The sequence below is a fragment of the Limimaricola soesokkakensis genome, from assembly GCF_900172345.1.
Taxonomy (GTDB): Bacteria; Pseudomonadota; Alphaproteobacteria; order Rhodobacterales; family Rhodobacteraceae; genus Limimaricola; species Limimaricola soesokkakensis.
This window is the reverse complement of record NZ_FWFY01000006.1, coordinates 22,315-46,249: the sequence shown is the minus strand read 5'-3', so window position 1 is coordinate 46,249 and position 23,935 is coordinate 22,315. Positions and strand designations below refer to the sequence as shown.

Here is a 23,935-nt window from a genome sequence, read left to right as displayed (position 1 = left end):
AGTACGTCTTTCGGACGGCGGCGGGGAGACCCGCCGCCGTTTTTGTTGTGGGACTCCCCGAAGCGCGTCAGCATGGCGCTCATGTCGTTTCCAGTTCCGGGACTTTCGCCATGACCCCTGCAACGATCTACGGTTTCTCCCCGGCCTTCGGCCTGCCGACCTCCGGCCCCTTCGCGCTCAAGCTTCTGTGCTGGTGCGCGCTGAACGGCGTGCCCTATGAGTTCGCGGTCGAGAACAACCCCGCCAAGGGCCCGCTGAAGAAAAGCCCATGGGCCGTCATCGACGGCGAGACCGTGGCCGACAGCGACGCGATCATCGCGCTTCTGGCGCGCCGGCACGGCATCCCGCCCCCCGTGGCCGACACCGCCCCCGCCGCCGCGGGTCGCGGCTGGAAGATGGCCGCCGAGGAAGGGCTGCACCAGATCTTCGAATGGGAGCTGATCATGCTGCCCGAAGGCTCGGCCTGGTTCCGCGAGCTGCTGCGCTCCGAGATGTCGGCTCCGCTGGCGGTGCTGGTGCACCGGATGTCGCGGCGCTCGCTGGGGCGGCAGTTGCACGCGCGCGGGCTGGTACGGCTCGGCCCCGAACAGATCGCGGCGCGTGGACGCGATCTGCTCGACGCGCTCGATCTTTGGCTCGGCGTGCATGACTTCGTCGAAGGCCCCGCCCCCGGCATCGCCGACGCAACGATGTACGGCATGCTGGCGCCGATGCTGGGCTGGCCGATGGACACGCCGGTGGCGCGGCATGCGAAGACGCTGCCCGCCATCGGCGCCTGGTCCGACACGATCGCCCGGCGCTGCGGCTTCGCGCCGGCCTAGCCGATCATCTCGCCGCCGCCGCTGGCGTCGTAGTGACGCCTGAGCCGTTCCAGCGCGATCCGCAGCACGATCTTGCCCGATCGGGCCGACCAGCCCATGCGCCGCTCGAGGCTTTCCATGCCCTCGAGATAGCAGCAGCAGCGCAGCGCCACGTCGCCGAGCCCCGGCCCCAGATCCGCCAGCGCCGCCGCCAGCCGGTCGCGCGCCCCGGACGGGGCCTGCCCGCACCCCGCGCCGCCCTCGCAGCCGCCGGTGAGATAGCGTGACCAGTCCTGCGTTACCCTCGGCCCGACCTGGGTCAGCTCGAAATCCTCGCGCAGCCGCTCCCCGGCGGCGACCAGTTCGCGGCCGAGGAACGGCCGCCCGTCGCGGTCGCGCCGCCGCGCCAGAAGTGTCAACGGTCCCTCGAACGGCGCCATGCGGGAGGCGCCGGGTGCCGGCTCGAAGCCGGTCGCGGCCTCGGCGAAGCCCGCCTGCATTTCGGCCCCGGCGCCCCTGAGAGCGGCGCGGCCCTGCGCGGTGATGCGGTAGCGCGCCACGCGTCCCGTATCCTCCTGAGCGGCGATCCAGCCGCGCAGCGCCAAAGTCTCTGCCAGCGCCCGGTCGAGCCGCGCCAATCGTTGCGTTGCGCCCTGCGGCCCCTCGCGCAGCACCGCCGCGATCTGCATCTCGGGCGCCAGCGCCAGCACCGCGCCGGGCTCGGCCATGCGCCGGAGCACGCGCATCGCCTCGGCCGGGCCGTTCTCCTCGCCGGTCTGCGGGCGCGGGCCCTTCGGGTCGTGACAGCTCATTGCATTCTCCTCGGGAGGGGCAGGCTTGAATCGGCGGGACAGGCGGCGCAGCGCGGCATCGATCAGCGGATCGTCGCGCCGGTTTTCCAGCTGGCGCACCTGGCGCAGCACGGTCGAGGCATGCACCTCGGACCGGCGTGCCAGTACCCGGATCGGGGCCCCGCCCTCGACATGTTCGAGATAATGCCGCACCGCTTGCGGCACCCATTCGGGCAATGGTTCCGGCCCGTGGTTGCGGTCTCGTGCCGCGATCCCGGACGGTGGACATGGCGTCCGCGACCGGCTCTCCCTGACGTCCCCAAGATTCACGATCTCAACTCTCAGTTGCCCCGGTTAGCGAGGCGTTAATCCGCCCCGAACCTGTTCAGCTTGATTGAAGAATCCCAAACAAGGCTGAAGCCACCGCGCGTCGCGCGCCGGTCTCACGCAACGCGGGCCGGGGTGTGAGACAACTATGGCGATTGGAGCAGATCACGAGGAGGACAGGCCATGCAGGACCCGCTGAGCAGGCTCGCGACGCTGAGGCGGCCACCGCTACTGGTCGAGGCCGCGCGGTTCGGAGTCGACGCCTATGACCGGACGGCGGCGCTGCCACGGCTGATCGGGGCGGCGGCCCGCGGCCCGGCGCAGGCGCTCATGGCGCTGATCGAGCGCGAGGCCGATCTGGAGGCGCGGCGGCGGGCCGGGACCGGCGACTACCGCCCCGCCCGCCATGTCGAGCTGATCGTGGCCTTGATGGGCGAGGCGCGGCTGTTGCGCGCCGCCGCTCTCAGCTGAAGCTGTCGGCCATCGAGGCCTTCTTGGCCTCGACATAGTCGTTCAGCCGCTGCGCGATCTCGGGGTCGAGCGGCGGCTGGCGGTAGGTGTCGAGCAGCTTCGCCACCCGCGCCGAGGCGAGCGCCTGCGTGTCGCGCGCGCCTTCCTCGTCCCAGGTCTCGAACGGCTTGTAGTCGAACAGATCGCTGCGCCAGAACGCGGTCTTGAAATTGGCCTGGGTGTGTGCGCAGCCGAGGTAGTGGCCGCCCGGCCCGACCTCGCGGATCGCGTCCATCGCCTGCATCTCCTCGGAGATGTCGACGCCCTTGGCCATCTGGTGCAGCGCGCCGAGCTGGTCGGCATCCATCACGAACTTTTCGTAGGAGGCGACGAGCCCGCCTTCGAGCCAGCCGCAGGCGTGCAGCATGAAGTTGACGCCGGACATCAACCCCATGTTCAGGCTGTTCGCGCTCTCGTAGCCGGCCTGCGCGTCGGGGAGCTTGGAGCCGCAGAACCCGCCAGCCGAGCGGTAGGGCAGCCCCATCCGCCGCGCCAGCTGGCCCATCCCGTAGGTGATGAGCGAGGCCTCGGGGGTGCCGAAGGTCGGCGCGCCCGAATTCATGTCGATCGAGGTGACGAAGGCGCCGACGATCACCGGCGCGCCGGGGCGCACGAGCTGGCTGTAGGCGACGCCCGCCAGCGCCTCGGCCAGCACCTGCGTCAGCGTGCCCGCGACCGAGACCGGCGCCATCGCGCCGCCGACGATGAAGGGCGAGATGATGCAGGCCTGGTTGGCCTTCGCATAGACCTCGAGCGCCCCCATCATGATGCCGTCGAAGGTCAGCGGCGAGTTGATGTTGATCAGCGAGGTCATCACCGTGTTCTCGGCGACGAAGTCCTTTCCGAACAGGATCTCGCACATCTCGACGCAGTCCTGCGCCCGCTCGGGTGCGGTGACCGAGCCCATGAAGGGCTTGTCGGAATAGACCATGTGCGCCAGCAGCATGTCGAGATGGCGCTTGTTCACCGCCACGTCCGTCGGCTCGCAGACCGTGCCGCCCGAGTGGTGCAGCCATTTCGACATGTAGCCGAGCTTCACGAAATTCCGGAAATCCTCGATCGTCGCATAGCGCCGGCCGCCATCGGCGTCGCGCACGAAAGGCGGGCCGTAGACCGGCGCCAGCACGAGGTTGCGGCCACCGATCTCGACGTTGCGGGCGGGGTTGCGCGCGTGCTGGGTGAAACTCGCGGGCGCGGTGGCGCCGAGCTTGCGGGCGAGCCCGCGCGGTATCCGCACCCGATCGCCATCGACATTGGCCCCGGCCTGCCGCCAGAGGTCGAGCGCGCCGGGATTGTCGGAAAACACCACGCCGATCTCTTGGAGCACGGTCTCGGCGTTGCGTTCGATCACCTCGATGGCGGCGGCGTCGAGCACCTCGAAATCGGGGATGTTGCGCTCGATGTAGCGCGCGGTCTCGACGCTGACCGCGGTGCGCTCGGCGCGTCGCGCGGCACCTCCGCCGGACCGGCCGCGCCGCCCTGCCCGCTCTCCGGCCATCTGTGCCGCTTCCGTCATCGCCCGCTCCCCGTGATGCATCCTTGCGCCCCGTGATAGCGGTGCGCGGCGCGCGCGCTTGGCCGGATTGCGCCGCCTCAGGTGTGAAAGCGACATGTCGCCCGGAGCGGCGCGATTTTTCGCCCTCGTCGCTCTTGCGCGGATGGGCGGGCGGGCCTATTCGCTGGGCCATGACCGAGCATAGCCAACAGCACCAGCGCCTTCTCATCGTCGATTTCGGCTCTCAGGTGACGCAGCTTATCGCGCGCCGCCTCCGCGAGCTGAACGTCTACTGCGAGATCCATCCCTTCAACGCGGTGGACGAGGCGTTCCTCGACCGCTTCGAACCGCAGGCGGTGATCCTGTCGGGCGGCCCCGCGAGCGTGCCCGACGAGGGCAGCCCGCGCCCGCCGATGCGGATCTTCGAATTGGAGGTGCCAGTCTTGGGCATCTGCTACGGCCAGCAGGTGATGATGCAGATGCTGGGTGGCGAAGTGCTGCGCGGCGACGGCACCGCCGAGTTCGGCCGCGCCTATGTCGAGCCCGAGGGCGAGGCCACCGACCTGCTGCGCGGCTGGTTCATCGAGGGCCGCGAGCAGGTCTGGATGAGCCATGGCGACCATGTCAGCAAGCTGGCGCCGGGCTTCGAGGTCTGCGGCACCTCGCCCGGTGCGCCCTATGCGATCACCGCCGATCTGGAGCGGCGCTTCTACGCGGTTCAGTTCCACCCGGAGGTGCACCACACCCCGCATGGGAAGACCTTCCTCGAAAACTTCCTGCACATCGCGGGCTTTACCGGCGACTGGACCATGGGCGCCTATCGCGAGGAGGCGATCCGCCTGATCCGCGAGCAGGTTGGCGACCAGAAGGTGATCTGCGGCCTCTCGGGCGGCGTCGACAGCTCGGTCGCGGCCGTGCTGATCCACGAGGCGATCGGCGACCAGCTGACCTGCGTCTTCGTCGATCACGGCCTGCTGCGCGAGGGCGAGGCCGAGCAGGTCGTGACCATGTTCCGCGACCACTACAACATGCCACTGATCCACGCGCAGGAGCAGGACCTGTTCCTCGACGCGCTGGAGGGGGTCTCGGACCCCGAGGTCAAGCGCAAGACCATCGGCAAGCTGTTCATCGACGTGTTCCAGAAGCACGCCTCCGAGGTCGGCGGCGCCACCTTCCTCGCCCAGGGCACGCTCTATCCGGACGTGATCGAGAGCGTCAGCTTCTCTGGCGGGCCGAGCGTCACGATCAAGAGCCACCACAATGTCGGCGGCCTGCCCGAGAAGATGGGCCTGAAGCTGGTCGAGCCGCTGCGCGAGCTGTTCAAGGACGAGGTCCGGGCTCTGGGCCGCGAACTCGGCCTGCCCGACAGCTTCATCGGCCGCCACCCCTTCCCCGGGCCCGGCCTCGCGATCCGCTGCCCCGGCGAGATCACCCGCGAGAAGCTGGCGATCCTGCGCCGTGCCGACGCGGTATTCATCGACCAGATCCGCAAGCACGGCCTCTACGACGAGATCTGGCAGGCCTTCGTGGCGCTCCTGCCGGTGCGCACGGTCGGCGTGATGGGCGACGGGCGGACCTACGACTACGCCTGCGCGATGCGCGCGGTGACGAGCGTGGACGGCATGACCGCCGACTACTACCCGTTCAGTCATGAGTTCCTCGGCGAGACCGCGACGCGGATCATCAACGAGGTGCGCGGCATCAACCGCGTCACCTATGACGTGACCTCGAAGCCGCCGGGAACCATCGAGTGGGAATGACCCGCCGGCCCGGCGGGATATGAGCAAGATCTGCCACGGGCCCCTTTGGGGGCCCTTCGCGTATCCGCCCCCCGGTGATGCGTGAAGGTGACGCCGTGACGTCCACGTCAAGCTGCCGCGACGTCACAGATTGTAGGAAGCTGCGGTGCTGTTTCTCCTGCGTGGCGGAGGACGCATCATGCGACAGGGAGACATCATGAAACTGCATTACGGCGCCACGAGCGCCTTGGCGCTGGCGACGGCGCTGATGGCCAGCGGCGCGGGAGCCGTCGGGCTCGATCGCTCGAACCAGGACATCACGGCGATCTTCGAGGAAGGCAACGTCCTCGAGCTGAGCTTCGGCAAGGTGTTCCCGGAACTCTCGGGTAAGGACGTCGCCGTGTTCGGTGGCGGCGAATACGACAATGTCGGCGAGGATTTCCTCAACGTATCGACCAGCGCGAAGATGGATTTCGGCAACGGCTTTTCCGGTGCCGTCATCATCGACCAGCCGTTTGGCGCCGACATCGACTACCCGACCACCGCGCTTGCCTTGGGCGGCACGATGGCGCAGCTCGACGGCCACACGATCACGGCGGTGGGCCGCTACCAGTTCAACGAGAACGTCAGTGTCCATGCCGGCGTCCGGCGCCAGACCCTCGAGGGGGACATCACCCTGTCGGGTGCGGCCTATGGCCCGTTGAACGGTTACTCAGTGGCGCTGGAGGAGAACGACGCCACCGGCTACCTCGTCGGCGTGGCCTACGAGATCCCCGAAATCGCGCTGCGCGCGGCGCTGACCTACAATTCGGCGATCGAGCACGACTTCGACACGGTCGAATCGATTCCCGCCGCGTTGCAGGCCGGTCTCGGTCTGCCCGCGCAGGTGCCCAGCACCACCACGGTCGAGACACCCGAAAGCTGGAACCTCGACCTGCAGACGGGGATCGCCCCCGACACGCTGGCCTTCGCCAACTTTCGCTACGCCGCCTATGAGGACACTCTGGTGTCGCCGCAGGTCTTCAGCGCCGCCACCGGCGGCGCCAGCCTGACCAATATCGACGACAACTATCAGGTGCAGGTCGGCGTCGGACGCAAGTTCTCGGACATGTTCGCGGCCCAGGTCGCGGTGGGCTTCGAGCCGGAGGGCGACGAGCGCATCTCGCCGCTCGACCCGACCAACGGCAAGCGATGGATCAGTCTGGGCGGTGCCTACAACATGGAAACGGTGACCCTTTCGGGCGGCATCCGTTACACCATGCTGGGCGATGCCAACCCCGAAACCCGCAACCCCGATGGCAGCATCTCCGACCGGGCAGAGTTCTCCGACAACTCGGCCGTCGCGATCGGCATGAGCGTCGCCTACCGTTTCTGATCCCGCCGGGGGTCACGCGCGAGGGGCCGGCCGCAGGGCCGGCCCCTTTCGCATTTCCATGCAAAGCGCATGTTTCGGATTGCGCCGATCCCGGCCGCGTGCACAGTGCCGGTCATGACCGTTCAGAAGACCATGACCAACGCCGCCTGGGCCCAACTCGGCCTGCTCGCCCTGATCTGGGGCGGCTCGTTCCTCTCGGTGCGCGTGGCGCTGGACGAGGTGGGGCCGATGTGGATCGTCGGCCACCGCGCCGTCTGGGCGGCGCTGGTGCTGTGGCCGGTGGTGATGCTGCGGCGCCTGCCCCTGCCCCGGAGCTGGCGGCTCTGGGCCGTGCTGGTGGTGATGGGCGCGCTCAACAACGCCATTCCCTTCGGGCTGCTGGCCTGGGGGCAGCAGCATGTCGAGACCGGTCTGATCGCGATCCTCAACGCCGCCACGGCGATCTTCGGCGTGCTCTTCGCCGCGATCTTCTTCGCCGATGAGCGGCTCTCGGCGCGCAAGGCGCTGGGCGTGGCGCTCGGCTTCTCGGGCGTGGTCTGGGTGGTCGGCCCGGCGGCGCTGTCGGGCTTCGATCCCGGCGCGCTGGGTCAGGTCGCGGCGATCGGCGCCACCATCTCCTATGCGCTGGCCGGGGTCTGGGCGCGCAAGAAGATGGGCGGGCTGCCACCGCTCACCGCCGCGGCGGGCATGACCACCGGCGCGGCGCTGATCATGGTGCCGCTGGCCTGGCTGCTCGAAGGCGCGCCGCGGCTCGACCTCGCCCCGGCCACTATTGCGGGGCTGGCCTATGTCTCGATCGGCTCTACCGCGCTGGCCTACATCATCTACTACCGGGTCATCGCCATCGCCGGGAGCGGCAACGTCCTGCTGGTGACCTTGATGGTCGCGCCGGTGGCGATCCTCTTGGGCGTGGTGGTGCTCGACGAGACGCTGCCGGTGCGCGCCTATGCCGGCTTCGCGGCGCTGGCGGCGGGGCTCGTGGTGCTCGACGGGCGGCTACTGCGGCGCGCCCGGGCCCGGGGGGCGGCGCCCGCCCCGAAGTTCTGAGGCCGAAGTTCAGACTGGACCGTGTCGCAAGGCTTGTTTAGCGATGCGCCCATGATCCATTCCTCCGCCTCGGACTGGCTGTCCGCCCCGCGCAAACGCATCCTGTTGTTCGGCATGTCGGGCCTCGGCAAGACGCATGTGTCGAACCTCCTGCGCCGCTCGGGCGACTGGTTCCACTACTCGATCGATTACCGCATCGGCACCCGCCACATGGGCGAGCTGATCGCCGACAACGCCAAGCGCGAGGCGATGAAGGTGCCGTTCCTGCGCGAGCTGCTGCTCTCGGACAGCATCTATATCGGCTCCAACATCACCTTCGACAATCTCGCCCCGGTCTCGACCTATCTCGGCAAGCCGGGCGACCCGGAGAAGGGTGGCCTGCCCTTCGAGACCTACCGGCAGCGGCAGGAGCAGTTCCGCCGCGCCGAGATCGCGGCGCTGGAGGACACGCCGTGGTTCATCGACCGGGCCGAGGCGCTCTACGGCTATCCACATTTCGTCTGCGACACCGGCGGCTCGATCTGCGAATGGGTCGATCCCGACGACCCGCAGGACCCGCTGATGACGCTCTTGTCCGAGCGGATGCTGATGATCTGGATCGAGGGTTCCGAGGCGCATACCGAGGAGCTGATCCGCCGCTTCGACCGCGCGCCCAAGCCGATGGCCTACAGCCCCGACTTCCTGCTCCAAGCCTGGAACGACTATCTGGCCGAGACCGGCCTGATCGAGACGCGCGTCGATCCCGACGCCTTCATCCGCTGGACCTATGGCCGGGCGCTGGCGCATCGGCAGCCGCGCTATGCGAAGATGGCCGAGCGCTGGGGGCTCGCGATTCCGGCCGAGGCGCTGTCGGGCCTTGAATCTGCCCGTGATTTCGACGCCGTGGTGGCCGAGGCACTCGATGCGCGGCTTGGCAAACACCGTCGAGAAGCCTAGATCAGCCCTCCCTACGAGAAGGTCGAACCATGCCCATCAAGATCCCCGAAGCCCTCCCTGCCTACACCGTGCTGACGCGCGAGGGCGTGATGGTGATGTCGGAGGATCAGGCGGCGCGGCAGGACATCCGCCCGTTGAAGATCGGCCTGCTCAACCTGATGCCCAAGAAGATCCAGACCGAGACGCAGTTCGCGCGGCTGATCGGCGCGACGCCGCTGCAGATCGAGCTGACGTTGATCCGCATGTCGGATCATGAATCGCGCAACACCGCCGCCGAGCACATGGAGACCTTCTACCACTCGTTCTCCGAGATCGAGGCCTCGGGGCAGAAGTTCGACGGTTTCCTCGTCACCGGCGCGCCGGTCGAGCATCTCGATTTCGACGAGGTGACCTATTGGGACGAGCTGCGCCGCCTCTTCGACTGGACCGAGACCCATGCGCATTCGACCTTCGGCGTCTGCTGGGGCGGCATGGCGATGATCGCGCATCAGCACGGCATCGCCAAGCACCTGCTCGACAGCAAGGCCTTCGGCTGCTTCCGGCACCGCAACCTCAAGCCCGACAGCCCCTATCTGCGCGGCTTTTCCGACGATTGCACCGTGCCGGTGAGCCGTTGGACCGAGATCCGGCAGGAGGATATCGACGCGCGGCCCGAGCTGGTGACGCTTCTGGCCTCGGACGAGGTCGGCCCCTGTCTGGTCGAGGATCCGGGGCGCCGCACGCTCTATATCTTCAACCATTTCGAATATGACAGCCACACGCTGAAGGAAGAGTACGACCGCGACGTGGCCTCGGGCGCGGCGATCTCGGTCCCGGCGAACTACTATCCCGGCGACGATCCGACCAAGCCGCCCTCGAACCGCTGGCGCAGCCACGCGCATCTGCTCTACGGCAACTGGATCAACGAGATCTACCAAACCACCCCCTACGATCTGAACGACATTGGCCGCTAGGATCGCCGCGGTGCTCGCGATCGGCGCGCTGGCGGGCTGCGCGCTGGTCGATCACCGCGCCGGGCGGCGCGAGGCGCAGGCCATGGCCGCGCACCCGCCGCTCGGCCAGTTCGTCGAAATCGAGGGGCGCCGCGTGCACGCGCTGGTCTCAGGCAGCGGCCCCGACCTCGTGCTGATCCACGGCGCCTCCGGCAACTTGCGCGACATGGCCTTCGATTTTCTCGATCGGCTCGACGACGATTACCGCGTCATTGCCTTCGACCGCCCGGGGCTTGGCTATTCCGACCCGATCGACCCGGCCGCCGACGACGCCTTCACCACCCATGCCGACAGCCTCGCCGCGCAGGCGCGGCTGCTGCAGGCCGCCGCCGCCGAGCTCGGCGCCGAGAAGCCCATCGTGCTGGGCCATTCCTTCGGCGGCGCGGTGGCCATGGCCTGGGCGCTGGAGCGGCCCGACAACCTCGCGGCGCTGGTCGATCTCGCTGGTGCGACGATGCCATGGGAAACCGGGCTCGCCACGCTCTACAGGGTCAACGGTTCGGCCCTTGGCGGCGCGGCGGTGGTGCCGCTCATCACCGCCTTCGCCCCCGAACGGATGGTCGATGAGACGGTCGAGGCGGTCTTCGCTCCGAACCCGGTGCCAGAGGGCTATGCCGATTTCGTCGGCGCCGGGCTGGCGGTCCGCCGCGACAGCCTGCGGGTCAACGCACGGCAGGTGAACGGGCTGCTGCCGCAGGTCACCGAGATGCGCGCGCGCTACCCTTCGATCGATGTGCCGGTCGAGATCGTGCACGGCGTCGCCGATACCATCGTGCCGCTCGAGGTGCATTCGGCCCGACTTGCCGAGCTGATCCCCGGGGCGAACCTGACGGTGCTGGAAAACGTTGGCCATATGCCGCACCATACCGTGCCCGACGAGGTGGTGGCGGCGATCGACCGGGCCGCGGCGCGCGCCGGCCTGCGCTGAACGCCGTCGCGGGCCGGGCCGCTTGAGGAGAGACAGATGGACAAGCCGTTCGACGGGGCGATCAGCCGCTTTCGCGACGAGGAGGCGCCCGAGGAGATCCGCCGCATGCTGCACGAGGCGGGCAAGGACGGCATCGTCAGCACGCGCTTTCCCTATCCTTCGAAATGGAAGCGCAAGGATTACGCCGCCGCGATGGCGGATCTGCAGATCGAGCTGGTGAAGATGCAGGCCTGGGTCAAGGCGACCGGGCAGCGCGTCGTGGTGATCTTCGAGGGGCGCGACGCCGCCGGAAAGGGCGGCACCATCGCGCGGTTCCGCGAGAACCTGAACCCGCGCGGCGCCCGGGTCGTGGCGCTGGCCAAGCCCTCGGAGGTCGAGGCGGGCCAGTGGTATTTCCAGCGCTACGTGCGCGAGCTGCCCACCGCCGGCGAGATCGTGTTTCTCGACCGCTCCTGGTACAACCGCGCCGTGGTCGAGCCGGTTTTCGGTTTTGCCGACGAGGAACAGGTGGCCCGGTTCTACGACCAGGTCGAGCCGTTCGAGAAGATGCTCGCCGATGACGGCATCCGGCTCTTCAAGCTGTGGATTAATGTCGGCCGCGCCACCCAGCTCGAACGATTTCTCAAGCGCGAGAGCGATCCGCTCAAGCAATGGAAGCTGTCTTGGGTCGATGTCGAGGGGCTGCGAAAATGGGACGCCTATACCCACCGCATCGGTACCATGTTCACGCGGACGGATTTCGACTTTGCGCCGTGGACGGTGATCCGCGGCGACGACAAGCGCCGTGCCCGGGTCAACGCGATCCGCAGCGTGCTGGCGCGGCTCGACTATCCCGACAAGGACGAGGACGCCGTCTGTGCCCTCGATCCGAGGATCGCGGGTGGTCCGGAACTGTGGCCGCGCGACTGACGTGGCAAAACAGGGATATCATCACGGCAATCTGCGTCAGGCGCTGGTCGAGGCCAGCCTGAAGCTGATCGAGGAAAAGGGGCCGACGGGCTTTACCCTGTCGGAGGCGGCGCGCGAGGCGGGCGTTACGCCCGCCGCCGTCTATCGTCACTTCGCGGGGCGCGAGGACCTGATCGCCGAAGCCGCGCGTCAAGGCTACGAGATCTTCGCCGACCTTCTGGAATACGCCTATGACGAGGGGCGGCCCTCGGTGCTCGCGGCCTTCGAAAAGACCGGGCGCGCCTATCTCGCCTTCGCGCGAAAGCACCCCGGCCACTACGTCGCGATGTTCGAGAGCGGCATCTCGATGCAGCGCAACCCCGAACTCGCCGCCGCCTCACGCCGTGCGCTCGGCGTACTGGAGCGTGCGGCCGAGGCGCTGTCGGAGCGCATTCCCGAGGGCCGCCGCCCGCCGCCGCAGATGTTCGCGGCGCATGTCTGGGCGATGAGTCACGGCGTGGTGGAGCTGTTCGCGCGCGGCTCTCCGGGAACGCGGGCGCCGTTCCCGCCGGAGGATCTGCTGGAGAGCGGTATCGGTGTCTACCTGCGCGGCCTGGGGTTGATCGCGCCGGACGAGTAGCCGGTGGCGGGCCCTGCCCTATACTTGGGAAACTCGGGGAACGGCAAAACTGACAGGACCCGCCTGAATACTCAGTGTCATGCCGCACCTAACCGTGCATGGTGCGAATGAACTAAACCTATAATTGTTTCGAGGATTTCCATGCCACCGCTGCCGCATAATGCTGCGATTGCAGGGTTGCTCGACGAAATCTACCATAGCGTGATTTCGCCCGAGCGTTGGGGCACCCTTCCGGAACGATTGGCCGCGGCGGTCGGCGGTGGCGCATGGGCCCTGCAACTGGTCCGCCCGGGGCAGCCGCGCCGTGCCGACCTGCATGGCTGCAACTTCGATCCCAAGCTGGTCGCGCTCTATCCGGATCGCTACGCGGCGCTTAATCCCTGGCTCGCCTCGCTGCTGCAACGGCCCGCATTGCAGTTGACCCACGACCACCATGTCATTCAACGAAAAGGATTTTTCCGAAGCGAGTTCTATACTGAGTTTCTCAGGCCGCAGGGCGACATCCATCGCACCTTCGGCACGATCATCACGCGCGGCGACACCGGCAGCCTCGTGGTGAGCTGCAATTACGCCCCCTCGGAGGCCGAGGCGGTCGGCGTGACCGGCAGCCAGCTGCTCGCGACGCTGGCCCCGCATCTGCGCCGGGCTTTCGATCTGACGAAGATGGCGGGTCACAGCACCCTGCAGGCGGGAACGCGCCTGATCGACGGGCTGGGCCTGCCGCATGCCTGCTATGCCATCGATTCGCGGGGCCGGCTCGTCGCCTGCGATTCGCGCGGTGCGGCATTGCTCGAGCGCGGGGATGCGCTGTGTCTTGGCGACGAGCGCCGGCTCCGCTTTGCGGATGCGGAGGCGAATGCCGCGCTGGACGACCGACTGCTGCAGGAGGGACGCGTCGGCGGGAGCTTCGTAGTCGATGACAGGGCCCCGCAGCGGATGCTGGCGCGACTGTCGCATCTGCCCCGGCCTCTCGCCAGCTCGCCGATCGAGAGCCTGTTCCGCGGCGAGCGTGCGATCGCGGTGCTGACGGTGATCGAGCCGGGTGCGCCCGGCGCGCTGGACGAGGATCTCACCAAGCTCTTCGAACTTACCCCCACCGAAACGCTGGTGTTGCGGCGGCTGTGCGAGGGGCTTTCGATGGCCGAGATCGCCGCCATGCGCGAGGTCAGCGTCAACACGGTGCGCAACCAGATCCGCAGCCTGTTCGAGAAGACCGGCACGCGGCGGCAGGCCGAACTCGTGGCGCTGGTGGCACGGCTGGGGGGCTGAGAGCGCCCGACCGGTTGACCGGCCCGCGATCGCGCAGCCTACTCGATCGCGGGTGCGGCCCTCCTGCATGGCGGCGCCACGACCTTCGCAGGAGATTCCATGGACGGATCACTCGCCGCGCTTTTCGCCCTCGTCGCCGCCGCCGATCTCGTCTTCGGGGCACGGGGCTGCGGCCTCGATGGCTGCGATGCCCTCGAGACAACACGGGCCCGTACCGCCCTGCAATATGGCGAGGTGCTGTATCAGGGCGAACGACAGGGGGGCGAGTTGTACCTGCAGCAGATGCTGCCCCGGCGCTTCGGCGGGCTGGAACCGGTGCTGGGTCTGTCGATATCCGCCGATGGCGACACTTGGGTCGGCGCGGGGCTGCAATGGACCGGGGCGCTGCCGCATGACAGCTTCGTGCAGCTGTCGCTGCTGCCGGGCTTTCACGCGCAGACCGACGGCCCGGATCTGGGCCACATGATCGAGTTCCGCTCCTCGATCGGCGTTGGCTATGCCTTCGACAACGGCGCGCGGCTGTCGCTGCAATTCGATCATCGCTCGAATGCCGAGCTGTCGGATCCCAATCCGGGGCTGGAAACCTTCGGGCTGCGCGTCGCGTTGCCCTTGTGATCAGCCGGGCAGCAGCACCAGTGCGCGCTCGTCCCAAGCCAGCCGCGCGGCCGCGCCGACATCGAGCACCGGGCGACCGATCAGGTTCTTCATCGACACGGTGAGCGGCCGGTCGATCCCGTCCACCCGCACGTCGTAATAGGTCATGTCGCCGTAATAGACGACCTCGCTCACCACGCCCTGCACTTCGCGGCGCGGCGCGGTTTCGCCCTCGAACAGGATCGCCAGCGTTTCGGGGCGGATGCCGACCGAGACGGCCCCGTCGATCTCGCCGGAGGTGGCAAGATCGGCGGTGGCGACGCGCCCCAGACCGGCGATGTCGATCTCGCGGCGATCGGCCGAAAGCGCGCCGGGCAGGAAGTTCATCTTGCCGATGAACTGCGCCACCCGCTTGGTGGCGGGACGGCGGTAGAGCGTCTCCGGGTCGGCGAGCTGACCGATCTCGCCCTCGAACATCACGGCGATGCGGTCGGACATCACCAGCGCCTCCTCCTGGTCATGGGTGACGAGGATGAAGGTGATACCGACCTGCCGCTGCAGCCGGATCAGTTCGAGCTGCATCTGCTCGCGCATCAGCCGGTCGAGCGCAGAGAGCGGCTCGTCCAGGAGCAGCACCTTGGGCTTGAGGATCAGCGCGCGGGCCAGCGCCACGCGCTGCCGCTGCCCGCCCGAAAGCGCATGGGCGCGGCGCTTGCCGTAGCCTGCGAGGCCGACCATATCGAGCGCCTCCTCGACCGCCCGCGCCTTTTCAGACTTGCCGCGCGGATCGCGGCGCAGGCCGAAGCCCACATTCTCCGCCACCGTCAGATGCGGGAACACGGCATAGGATTGGAACACCATGTTGGTGGGCCGGTGGTTGGCGGCAACGCCCTTCATGTCGCGCCCGTCGATGCGGATCGAGCCCGAGGAGACCTCTTCGAGACCGGCGATGGTGCGCAAAAGCGTGGTCTTGCCGCAGCCCGAGGGGCCCAAGAGCGAGAAAAATTCGCCGGCGCGGATCTCCAGATCTATGCCGCGCAGCGCGTGGTAGTCGCCGTAGTGCTTCTCGACGCCTTTGAGTTCGATGAGAGCGGTCACAGGAAGCCTCCGGTATCCTTGATCCCGGCACGCGCGAGGCCGCGGCGGCGGAACAGTTCTGCGATGATAAGAAGCGTGACCGACAGCGCCACGAGGATCGTGCCGAGCGCCATGACCACGGGCAACTGCGCCGGAAAGCGCAGGAGGCCCCAGATATAGACCGGCATGGTCGGGTTCGCGCCGGTCAGGAAGAAGGCGATGATGAATTCATCGAGGCTGATCGTGAAGGCAATCAGCATCGAGGAAATGATGCCCGGCATCACCAGCGGCAGCGTCACGAGACGAAAGGCCGAGAACCGGCTTTCGCCCAGATCCATCGCCGCCTCCTCGATCGATGGATCGAGGTTCTGGAACGCGCCGTTGAGGATCGCGATGGAGAACGGCGTGCAGATCAGCACATGCGCCGAGATCACGGTCCAGTTGTTGAGGTTCAGCCCCAGCACCTGCCGCAGCACGATCAGGAGCGACACTGCGACGATGATCTCGGGCAGCACCAGTGGCAGCATCACGAAGCCGATGATCCCGCCCTTGCCCGGAAACCGCGCCATCGCGCCCGCGCGCGCGGCGCAAAGCCCCAAGAGCGTCGCGAAGATCGCGGTCATGGCGGCGATGAAGAGCGAGTTGCCCACCGCCTGCCGCAGCGCCGCGTTGGCCACGAGATCGGTGAACCAATGGGTGGTGAAGCCCGACAATGGAAAGGCGATGATCGTCGCGTCGTTGAAGGCGAAAAGCGGCAGCAGAGTGATCGGCGCATAGAGGAAAAGCAGATAGAGGATCGCATAGACCCTGAGCGGCGCGCCTCTCATCCCCGCCCTCCTCATCCTCGCCCCCTGAGCCAGCGGCGGTTGAGCGCGACGAAGACCAGCGCGATGGCGGTGACGCAGACCATCGCCACCATGGCGATGGCCGCGCCCATCGGCGCGTTGTTGAGCTGCAGGAACTGGGTCTGGATCATGTTGGCGATCAGCTTTCCGCCGGCGCCGCCCATCAGCTCGGGCGTGACGTAGTCGCCGATGGTCGGGATGAAGACGATGAGCACCGCGGCCACCAGCCCCGGCATCGAGAGCGGTAGGGTGACGCGGAAGAAGGTGGTGAGGCGGGTCTCGCCCAGATCGCGGCTGGCCTCGATCAGCGATCGGTCGATCTTTTCCAGCGCGACGAAGATCGGCAGGATCGCGAAGGGCGCGAAGGCGTGCGCCAGCGTGATGATCACCGCGTTGACGTTGTAGAGGATGAAGCTCAGCGGCTCGTCGATGATCCCGGCGCCGACGAGGCCGGAATTGATCACGCCGTTATAGCCCAGGATCACCTTCCACAGGAACACGCGGATCAAATAGCTGGTCCAGAACGGGATGGTGATCAGGAACAGCCAGAGCGACTTGCGGTGGCTGGGCACGTGGAAGGACAGGAAATACGCCACCGGATAGGCCAGCAGCACGGTCACCAGCGTGACGATGCCCGACACCATCAGCGACCGGCCGAGCAGCACGCCATAGATCGGTTTGTCGAAGAACTCGCGGTAGTTGGCCAGCGTGAACCGCGTGTCGATCGTCATGAAGTCCTGCGTCCAGAAGCTGAACAGCACGACCGCGAGAATCGGCAGGGCCAGCAGCGCCAACGCGTAGAGGAATGGCGGCGCGAGCAGCGTGGCCGCGCGGCCGCCTTCGGATTTCGCGAAACTTCCCAGACCCATGGCCGCCCCTTCATGCCCCGCCGCGATGCTTGACCGCGCGGCGGCAAAGATCAACCGCGCGCGCGCCTTTTGCCCCAAACCGGGCGCGACGCAAGTGGTCTCGTGCGATCCGGCCACATTGCTCAGCGCGCCCGGAGTTCACGCCGCCACACGTGAAAAGGGCGGCCCCGCGGGACCGCCCTTTCCTGTCGCATGATCTGCGAAGATATCAGCGCTTCGAGAACTGGAAGCTACGACGCGCCTTGCGCTTGCCGTACTTCTTACGCTCGACGACGCGGCTGTCGCGGGTCAGGAAGCCGGCGGCCTTGAGCGCGCCGCGCAGCGAGGGATCGTAGAGCTGCAGCGCCTTGGAGACGCCGTGCTTCACGGCACCGGCCTGGCCCGAGAGGCCGCCGCCGGCGACGGTCGCGAAGACGTCGAACTGACCGGCGACGCCGGCCACCTGGAACGGCTGGCGCAGGATCATCTGCAGCACCGGACGCGCGAAGTAGGTGTCGATGTCCTTGCCGTTCACCACGACCTTGCCGGTGCCCGGCTTGATCCAGACGCGGGCGACCGCGTCCTTCCGCTTGCCGGTGGCGTAGGAGCGGCCCAGCTCGTCGCGGACCGGCTCGCGCGGGGCGAGGGCTTCGGTGTTGACCTGACCTTCGGTCGAGACGGCCGAGCCCAGCTCTTCGAGCGAATTGATCTGATCGGCCATTATGCGGTCCTCGTGTTCTTCTTGTTCATGGACGCGACGTCCAGAACCTCGGGCTTCTGCGCCTCCATGCCGTGCTCGGCACCTGCGAAGACGCGCAGATGGGTCATCTGCTGACGCGACAGGCGGTTGCCCGGCAGCATCCGCTTGACGGCCTGCATAACGACGCGCTCGGGGTGCGCACCCTCGAGGATCTGCTGCTTGGTGCGCGACTTGATGCCGCCCGGGTGGCCGGTGTGCCAGTAGAAGTGCTCTTCGCGCTTCTTGCCGGTCATCTGCACCTTGTCCGCGTTGATCACGATGACGTTGTCACCCATGTCCATGTGCGGGGTGAAGGAGGCCTTGTGCTTGCCGCGCAGGCGCATGGCGATGATCGAGGCGAGGCGGCCCAGAACGACGCCCTCGGCGTCGATCAGGATCCACTTCTTCTCGATATCCGCCGGGGTAGCGGTGAAGGTTTTCATGGTTCTGCCCTTGATCTGCAACGCGCACCGCCCCGTACGGGCCGCCCGCGCAAATTCGATGGGCGGGTTCTAAACGAAGCAGTGGCGCAGTCAAGCGCACACCTCTGTAAATAACCATGTGAAATCAGTGACTTGAAATTAAGGTATCATAATACCCCACAGAATTGGCGGATTCAGACCTCCATCACCTGCGGCGGTGCGGCGAGAAGCGCCGCCAACCGGTCGATCGCCATCTCGAAGGCGGCGTCCTCGCGCAGGCCCGTCAGGGCGATGCGCACCGCCGAAGGGGCGCGCCCGTCGATCAGGGCGAATTCATCGGCGGGCTTGAGCCGGATGCCCTCGGCCTCGGCGGCGCGGCTCAGGGATGAGGGCCGCCAGCCGCGCGGCAGGTCGAGCCACGCGAAGGGCACGCCCTCGCGGGTGCGCGGCTGCCACGGCGCGAGGCGCGAACGCAGGATGGCGAGCCGCCTGCCCTGCACCTCCAGCACCGCATCGCGCACCCGCTCGGCGAGCCCGCCCGACAATGCCGCCTCGGCCAGGGACACGGTCGGCCGCGACAGGCCGAAGAACTGCTGTTGCGCCGCGACCCGCGGCAACGCCACCCTGCCCGGCGCGGCGAGGATCGCGCCGAGCCGCAGATCCGGGCTCAGCGTCTTCGACAACGTGGTCACGACCCATGAGCGTTCGGGCGCGAGGCGGCGATAGCTTGCATCCTCTCCTGCATCCGACCGGAAGCAGTCATCATCGATGATCTGCAGATTGTACTGGCGAGCTATGGATACAATTTGGGCCCGCCGCTCCGGCGAGGTGCGGATCGTCGTCGGATTGTGTGCCTCTGCACTGGTACAAAGTAGCTGCGCCCCGGTCTCGCGGCAGGCCCGATCGAGTGCCTCGGGCAGCAGCCCCTCGCCATCGAAGGCGATCCCGGTGATCTCGGCCCGCACCAGCGCCGCGGCGTGGCGAAATCCGGGATAGGCCAGCTCCTCGGTGAGCACCACCGGGCGCGGACCGTGCAGCAGCGCCTGCAGCAGCACCACCATGCCGTGCTGCGCCCCGGAGGTGAGCACCACGTCCTCGGGATCGACCGGCCCATGCGCAGGCGCGGCGAACCATTCCGCCAGAAGCCCGCGCAGCTTGGCGTCGGCCTCGGGGCCGGGATAGCTGACATAGGCACCGGGCGGCGGATCGGGCAGGTTTTTCAGCAAATCATGGAGCATCTTGCCTTGGCCGACATCGGCCACCTGCGCTGTGCGCAGGTTCAGCATGCGCCCATCTTGGCCCGTGCCGCTGGCATCGATGAGCGCCGGTAGCGGGGCCGGCAGGTCCGGCTCGGCCACGAAGGTGCCGCGCCCGACCACGGCGCGCAGCACCTCCTGTTCGACGAGATCCTTGTAGGCTCGCGCCACCGTGCCGGGCGTCACGCCGAGCCGCCAAGCCACCTCGCGCACCGGCGGCAAACGGTAGCCGGGCGCGATCACCCCCGAACCGATCGCCTCCTGGATCGAGCGCTTCAGCGCCTGGTGCTTGACCGGGCCGCCCTTGTCGAGGCTGGGCCACCAGATTGTATCCATGACAAAACTTCCGTGGACGTCATTTGCGCGGCATTGTATGCGTATTGGGCAGCATATAGCTAGATTGTACCAATACAAGAGAGATCGACATGACCACGCTCGCCCCGACCGCCACGCCCTTCGAGGCCGCTCTCGACCAGGGGGCCATTTCCGCGCTTCTCGTCGGCTTGGCCCGGCGCGTGGCGCTGTGGGAGCGGCGTGCCCGCACCCGTCGCGCGCTGGCGCATCTCGATGCGCGGGCGCTGCGCGATCTCGGGCTCGATCCCATCGCCGCGCAGGCCGAGGCCGCGCGCCCGTTCTGGAAGGGCTGATCCCCGGCCCGACCATGCCTCTGGGGCCGGAGCGATCCGGCCCCTTTTTTCATGCGGCCTTTTGGATCGTCAGGCCGGTGCCGCGCCTTGCGCCGCCCCGGGCGGGATCGAATAGGTCATCGAGGCCCGCGCCACTGGCGCCGCCTGCCCTTCGCTGAACAGCAGCGCCTCGCCCACAGCGAGGCGGCGCCCGAGCTTCAAAAGCCGGGTTTCGGCCAGCAGGTCTACCCCGGCCTCGGGCCGGCGCAAGAAATCGATCGAGGCGCCGGTGGTGACCGCCTGCGCCACCGCGCCGATCTCCGAGAGGATCGCGAGATAAATCGCCACGTCTGCAAGCCCGAACATCGCGGGCCCCGACACCGTGCCGCCCGGGCGCAGATGCATCTCGGCCACCCTGAGCCGCAGCACGAGTCGGCCGTCCTCGACGCTCTCGACCGCGAACTGCGCCGCCACCTGCGCGAAGTCCCGCGCGAGAAATGCGGTCAGTGCCGCTCGGTCCATCTTCATCCCGATCTCCTCCCCTGTAGCGCCCACGCTTCCGCAAGCCAGGATAGGGGGCAAGCCCCCAGTTGAGCCGGGCTCATATTCGTCGTGGGTCCTTTTCATTTGCATCCTCGTCGGTTGCGATGCAGGCAGTGTCGGAAACGGCCGCGACCCGTGCGCCGATCCGGGCGTTGATCCGCCCCAAGACCCATCGCCCGCCCCAGGAGCCCCGAGACATGGCTGACGAAGATGACGACCTGATCCTCTCCGAACTCGACGATGAAGAGCTCGTCGCGCAGATGTTCGACGACCTCTATGACGGTCTGCGGGACGAGATCATGGAGGCGACGCAGATCCTGCTCGATCGCGGCTGGCAGCCCTATGACGTGCTGACCAAGGCTCTGGTCGGCGGCATGACCATTGTCGGCAACGATTTCCGAGACGGCATCCTCTTCGTGCCCGAGGTGCTGCTCGCGGCCAACGCCATGAAGGGCGGCATGTCGATCCTCAAGCCGCTGCTCGCGGAGACCGACGCGCCGCGCATGGGCAAGATGGTGATCGGCACCGTCAAGGGCGACATTCACGACATCGGCAAGAACCTCGTCGCGATGATGATGGAGGGCGCGGGCTTCGAGATCGTCGATCTCGGCATAAACAACGCGGTCGAGAGCTATCTCGAGGCGCTGGCCCGCGAGAAGGCCGACATTCTGGGTATGTCGGCGCTGCTGACCACCACCATGCCCTACATGAAGGTCGTGATCGACACGATGAAGGAGCAGGGCATCCGCGACGACTACATCGTGCTGGTGGGCGGCGCGCCGCTCAACGAGGAATTCGGCCGCGCGATCGGTGCCGACGCCTATTGCCGCGACGCCGCCGTCGCGGTCGAGACGGCCAAGGACTGGATCTCGCGCCGCCACAACCAGATGCAGGCGGGCGCCTGAGCAAGACGATGCAACCAGATGACGCGACGCTGACGCGCGACGGTCTCGCCCCTTCGGGGCGGGGCCGCGTGCTGCTCATCGCCTGCGGCGCGCTGGCGCGCGAGATCCTGGCGCTGATCGGCCGGAACGGCTGGGATCATCTCGACCTGCACTGCCTGCCCGCGCTCCTGCACAACCGGCCCGACAGGATCGCGCCCGCCGTCGAGGCGGCGGTGGCCGCGCGCGGCGCGGGCTACGAGCGGGTCTTCGCGGTCTATGCCGATTGCGGTACGGGCGGCGATCTGGCCCGGACCTGCGAACGTCTCGGCATCGGCATGGTCGAGGGGCCGCATTGCTACGCCTTCTACGACGGCGTCGAGGCCTTTGCCGAAAAGGGCGAGGTCACCTGCTTCTACCTCACCGACTTCCTGGTGCGGCAGTTCGACGCTTTCGTGTGGACGCCGCTCGGCCTCGACCGGCACTCGGAGCTGCGCGAGATGTATTTCGGGAATTACACGACGCTGGTCTACCAGGCGCAGACCGACGATCCGGCGCTCACCGCCCTCGCCCGCGCCCATGCCGACCGGCTGGGGCTTGGGTTCGAGCGGCGGCTGACCGGCTATGGCGATTTGGAACGGGCACTAGCCCGCGCCTGACGCGGTCAGGCCGCGGTAAGCGCGGTTTCGCGAATCCGTTCGACCATGGCGCGCAGGCCGTTGGAGCGCTGCGCCGAAAGATGGTCATTGAGGCCGAGCCGCGCCAGTTCGCCGCCCGCGTCGATCTTCGGCACTTCGGACACCGGCGCCCCGTCATAGAGCGCGTGCAGCACCGCGATCAGCCCGCGCACGATCATCGCGTCGCTGTCGCCCCGGAAATGATAGGTACCGCCCTTTGGCGAAGGCACCAGCCAGACCTGACTGGCGCAGCCATGTACCTTGGTCGCGGGCACCTTCAACGCCTCCTCGAGCGGCTCCATCGCCTTGCCCAGCTCGATCACGTGCCGGTAGCGATCCTCCCAGTCGTCGAGAAACTCGAAGGTTTCGGCGATCTCCTCGAAGGCGGGTTGAGCCATTTGCGTCTCCTGTGGTCTGGACCTGTTCCCTAGGTAAGCACGATGCCCGGATTTGCCAGTGGGCGCGACCGCATGCCGTGACCCTTGGCCTGTCCGGGAACCGGCGCGGCGGCTCAGAGCTCCACCGTCACCACCTGCGCGCCCTTCGCGGCGAGCGCCACGCGGCCCTCGCACAGCGCCAGCGCCTGCTCGCCGAACACCTCGCGGCGCCAGCCATAAAGCGCATGCACCTCGCGCTCGCCCGCAGCCAGCGCATCGAGCTCGGCGGAGGAGGCGATCAGCTTCGGCGCCACCCCTTCGGCTTCCGAGCGCGCCTTGAGCAGCACCCGCAGCAGGTCGGCCAGGGCCGGGTTCACCTGCAGCTGGTCGCGCGGCTTCTCGGCCTTGGGCATCTGGTCGGCGGGCAGGTTTGCGGCGCGCTCGATCGCGGCGAGAATGCCGTCGGCGATCTCGCCCTTGCGGGCCTCGCGCAAGAGCAGCCGCGACCGCCCGAGATCCTTCTCGGAGGCCGGGCGCGTCGAGGCCAGTTCGACCAGCGCGTCATCCTTGAAGACGCGCGAGCGCGGCACGTCGCGCTCCTGCGCATAGGCCTCGCGGAACTGCGCCAGCTCGCGCAGCGCGGCGATGAACTTCGGCGAGTTGGAGCGCGTCTTGACCCGCTGCCAGGCCTCGGCCGGATCGACGCGGTAGGTGGAGGGATCGTTGAGCACCGCCATCTCCTCGGCGACCCAGCGGGCACGTCCCGACTTCTTGAGCTGCGCCGCGAGCCATTCGTAGATCACGCGCAGATGCGTCACATCGGCCAGTGCGTAGGCCTTTTGCGCCTCCGACAACGGCCGACGCGACCAGTCGGTGAAGCGCGATGACTTGTCGATCTCCGCCTTGGCGATCTTGCGCGCCAGCGTCTCGTAGCCCGCCTGCTCGCCGAAGCCGCAGACCATCGCCGCGACCTGCGTGTCGAACAGCGGCGCCGGGATCAGACCGGCCTCGACCTGGAAGATCTCCAGATCCTGTCGTGCCGCGTGGAACACCTTGACCACGCCCGGATCGCGAAACAGCGTATAGAGCGGCGCCAGATCGAGCCCTTCGACCAGCGGGTCGACCAGTACGGCGCTGCCCTCGCCGCCATCCGGGCCGTCCTTGCCGGGATGGGCGAGCTGGATCAGGCAGAGCTTGGAATAATAGGTCCGCTCCCGCAGGAACTCCGTATCCACCGTGACATAGGCGTGCTTTGCGGCCCTCTCGCAATAGGCGGCGAGGTCTTCGGTGGTGGTGATGGTCTGCATGTCGTC

General features: G+C 67.7%; 26 protein-coding genes. 15 read left to right on the top strand and 11 right to left on the bottom strand.

Features of this window, described 5'->3' with window-relative positions:
• The first annotated feature begins 110 nt into the window (after positions 1–110).
• Positions 111–821, top strand: coding sequence for a glutathione S-transferase family protein (locus tag LOS8367_RS10980; protein ID WP_085896566.1), 711 nt, complete (start codon positions 111–113; stop codon positions 819–821).
• On the opposite strand, the gene LOS8367_RS10975 is transcribed toward LOS8367_RS10980, so the two are convergent.
• The gene (locus LOS8367_RS10975) at positions 818–1,816 is read right to left on the bottom strand and encodes a DUF6456 domain-containing protein (protein WP_242665569.1); all 999 of its coding nucleotides are present in this window, start codon (positions 1,814–1,816) and stop codon (positions 818–820) included. The two genes, LOS8367_RS10980 and LOS8367_RS10975, sit on opposite strands and share 4 nt — an antisense overlap.
• 285 nt (positions 1,817–2,101) lie before the next feature.
• Here LOS8367_RS10975 and LOS8367_RS10970 point away from each other — a divergent pair, with 285 nt between their 5' ends.
• Positions 2,102–2,389 (top strand): DUF6477 family protein, encoded by a 288-nt coding sequence (locus LOS8367_RS10970; protein ID WP_085896564.1) that lies wholly within the window; start codon positions 2,102–2,104, stop codon positions 2,387–2,389.
• Here the strand turns inward: LOS8367_RS10970 and LOS8367_RS10965 are convergent.
• A complete protein-coding gene (locus LOS8367_RS10965; RefSeq protein WP_085896563.1) occupies positions 2,382–3,944 on the bottom strand; it encodes a trimethylamine methyltransferase family protein in 1,563 nt (520 codons plus the stop codon). The two genes, LOS8367_RS10970 and LOS8367_RS10965, sit on opposite strands and share 8 nt — an antisense overlap.
• A gap of 170 nt (positions 3,945–4,114) precedes the next feature.
• Here LOS8367_RS10965 and guaA point away from each other — a divergent pair, with 170 nt between their 5' ends.
• From guaA to LOS8367_RS10915, 10 genes are all read left to right on the top strand, one after another.
• Positions 4,115–5,683 carry a glutamine-hydrolyzing GMP synthase gene (guaA, locus tag LOS8367_RS10960; protein WP_085896562.1) on the top strand — a complete coding sequence of 523 codons (1,569 nt, stop codon included), beginning with the start codon at positions 4,115–4,117 and terminating at the stop codon, positions 5,681–5,683.
• Between the two features lie 196 nt (positions 5,684–5,879).
• On the top strand, positions 5,880–7,037 hold the full coding sequence (locus LOS8367_RS10955) for an OmpP1/FadL family transporter (RefSeq protein ID WP_085896713.1): 1,158 nt from the start codon (positions 5,880–5,882) through the stop codon (positions 7,035–7,037).
• A gap of 114 nt (positions 7,038–7,151) precedes the next feature.
• Positions 7,152–8,084 (top strand): DMT family transporter, encoded by a 933-nt coding sequence (locus LOS8367_RS10950; RefSeq protein ID WP_207569258.1) that lies wholly within the window; start codon positions 7,152–7,154, stop codon positions 8,082–8,084.
• Between the two features lie 51 nt (positions 8,085–8,135).
• Complete coding sequence (locus LOS8367_RS10945) at positions 8,136–9,020, top strand: ATPase (protein WP_085896560.1); 885 nt, start codon at positions 8,136–8,138, stop codon at positions 9,018–9,020.
• A gap of 29 nt (positions 9,021–9,049) precedes the next feature.
• On the top strand, positions 9,050–9,973 hold the full coding sequence (gene metA / locus LOS8367_RS10940; RefSeq protein WP_085896559.1) for a homoserine O-acetyltransferase MetA: 924 nt from the start codon (positions 9,050–9,052) through the stop codon (positions 9,971–9,973).
• Positions 9,963–10,940, top strand: coding sequence for an alpha/beta fold hydrolase (locus LOS8367_RS10935; protein WP_085896558.1), 978 nt, complete (start codon positions 9,963–9,965; stop codon positions 10,938–10,940). The genes metA and LOS8367_RS10935 overlap by 11 nt, the downstream gene beginning before the upstream one ends.
• Before the next feature lie 36 nt (positions 10,941–10,976).
• Positions 10,977–11,849: a polyphosphate kinase 2 gene (ppk2, locus tag LOS8367_RS10930; protein WP_085896557.1), complete on the top strand. Its 873-nt coding sequence runs from the start codon at positions 10,977–10,979 to the stop codon at positions 11,847–11,849.
• A 1-nt stretch (position 11,850) separates the two neighbouring features.
• The gene (locus tag LOS8367_RS10925; protein ID WP_085896556.1) at positions 11,851–12,468 is read left to right on the top strand and encodes a TetR/AcrR family transcriptional regulator; all 618 of its coding nucleotides are present in this window, start codon (positions 11,851–11,853) and stop codon (positions 12,466–12,468) included.
• A gap of 141 nt (positions 12,469–12,609) precedes the next feature.
• The gene (locus LOS8367_RS10920; protein WP_085896555.1) at positions 12,610–13,737 is read left to right on the top strand and encodes a helix-turn-helix transcriptional regulator; all 1,128 of its coding nucleotides are present in this window, start codon (positions 12,610–12,612) and stop codon (positions 13,735–13,737) included.
• Between the two features lie 99 nt (positions 13,738–13,836).
• A complete protein-coding gene (locus tag LOS8367_RS10915; protein ID WP_085896554.1) occupies positions 13,837–14,352 on the top strand; it encodes an acyloxyacyl hydrolase in 516 nt (171 codons plus the stop codon).
• Here the strand turns inward: LOS8367_RS10915 and LOS8367_RS10910 are convergent, their stop codons facing one another.
• The 6 genes from LOS8367_RS10910 to LOS8367_RS10885 form a co-directional block, all read right to left on the bottom strand.
• On the bottom strand, positions 14,353–15,429 hold the full coding sequence (locus LOS8367_RS10910) for an ABC transporter ATP-binding protein (RefSeq protein WP_085896553.1): 1,077 nt from the start codon (positions 15,427–15,429) through the stop codon (positions 14,353–14,355). It lies immediately after the preceding gene.
• Positions 15,426–16,235, bottom strand: coding sequence for an ABC transporter permease (locus LOS8367_RS10905; RefSeq protein ID WP_085896552.1), 810 nt, complete (start codon positions 16,233–16,235; stop codon positions 15,426–15,428). Before LOS8367_RS10905 ends, LOS8367_RS10910 begins: the two co-directional genes overlap by 4 nt.
• An 11-nt stretch (positions 16,236–16,246) precedes the next feature.
• Entirely contained in the window at positions 16,247–17,122 is an 876-nt protein-coding gene (locus LOS8367_RS10900; RefSeq protein WP_085896712.1) for an ABC transporter permease, read from the bottom strand.
• 208 nt (positions 17,123–17,330) lie between these two features.
• On the bottom strand, positions 17,331–17,822 hold the full coding sequence (gene rpsI / locus LOS8367_RS10895) for a 30S ribosomal protein S9 (RefSeq protein WP_085896551.1): 492 nt from the start codon (positions 17,820–17,822) through the stop codon (positions 17,331–17,333).
• Complete coding sequence (gene rplM / locus LOS8367_RS10890; RefSeq protein ID WP_085896550.1) at positions 17,822–18,283, bottom strand: 50S ribosomal protein L13; 462 nt, start codon at positions 18,281–18,283, stop codon at positions 17,822–17,824. Before rplM ends, rpsI begins: the two co-directional genes overlap by 1 nt.
• 173 nt (positions 18,284–18,456) lie before the next feature.
• The gene (locus LOS8367_RS10885) at positions 18,457–19,854 is read right to left on the bottom strand and encodes an aminotransferase-like domain-containing protein (protein ID WP_085896549.1); all 1,398 of its coding nucleotides are present in this window, start codon (positions 19,852–19,854) and stop codon (positions 18,457–18,459) included.
• Positions 19,855–19,943: 89 nt separating this feature from the next.
• On the opposite strand from LOS8367_RS10885, the gene LOS8367_RS10880 reads away from it, so the two are divergent.
• Entirely contained in the window at positions 19,944–20,165 is a 222-nt protein-coding gene (locus tag LOS8367_RS10880) for a DUF1127 domain-containing protein (RefSeq protein WP_085896548.1), read from the top strand.
• 69 nt (positions 20,166–20,234) lie between these two features.
• Here the strand turns inward: LOS8367_RS10880 and LOS8367_RS10875 are convergent, their stop codons facing one another.
• Positions 20,235–20,672, bottom strand: a complete 438-nt coding sequence (locus LOS8367_RS10875; protein ID WP_370737700.1) for a PaaI family thioesterase — start codon at positions 20,670–20,672, stop codon at positions 20,235–20,237.
• A gap of 212 nt (positions 20,673–20,884) precedes the next feature.
• On the opposite strand from LOS8367_RS10875, the gene LOS8367_RS10870 reads away from it, so the two are divergent.
• Both LOS8367_RS10870 and LOS8367_RS10865 read left to right on the top strand, forming a co-directional pair.
• Positions 20,885–21,592 carry a cobalamin B12-binding domain-containing protein gene (locus LOS8367_RS10870; RefSeq protein WP_085896547.1) on the top strand — a complete coding sequence of 236 codons (708 nt, stop codon included), beginning with the start codon at positions 20,885–20,887 and terminating at the stop codon, positions 21,590–21,592.
• Positions 21,593–21,600: 8 nt separating this feature from the next.
• Entirely contained in the window at positions 21,601–22,227 is a 627-nt protein-coding gene (locus tag LOS8367_RS10865; protein ID WP_085896546.1) for a DUF1638 domain-containing protein, read from the top strand.
• 5 nt (positions 22,228–22,232) lie between these two features.
• On the opposite strand, the gene LOS8367_RS10860 is transcribed toward LOS8367_RS10865, so the two are convergent.
• Entirely contained in the window at positions 22,233–22,643 is a 411-nt protein-coding gene (locus LOS8367_RS10860; protein WP_085896545.1) for a SufE family protein, read from the bottom strand.
• A gap of 113 nt (positions 22,644–22,756) precedes the next feature.
• Positions 22,757–23,929 carry a ribonuclease D gene (gene rnd / locus LOS8367_RS10855; RefSeq protein WP_085896544.1) on the bottom strand — a complete coding sequence of 391 codons (1,173 nt, stop codon included), beginning with the start codon at positions 23,927–23,929 and terminating at the stop codon, positions 22,757–22,759.
• Positions 23,930–23,935: the final 6 nt, after the last annotated feature.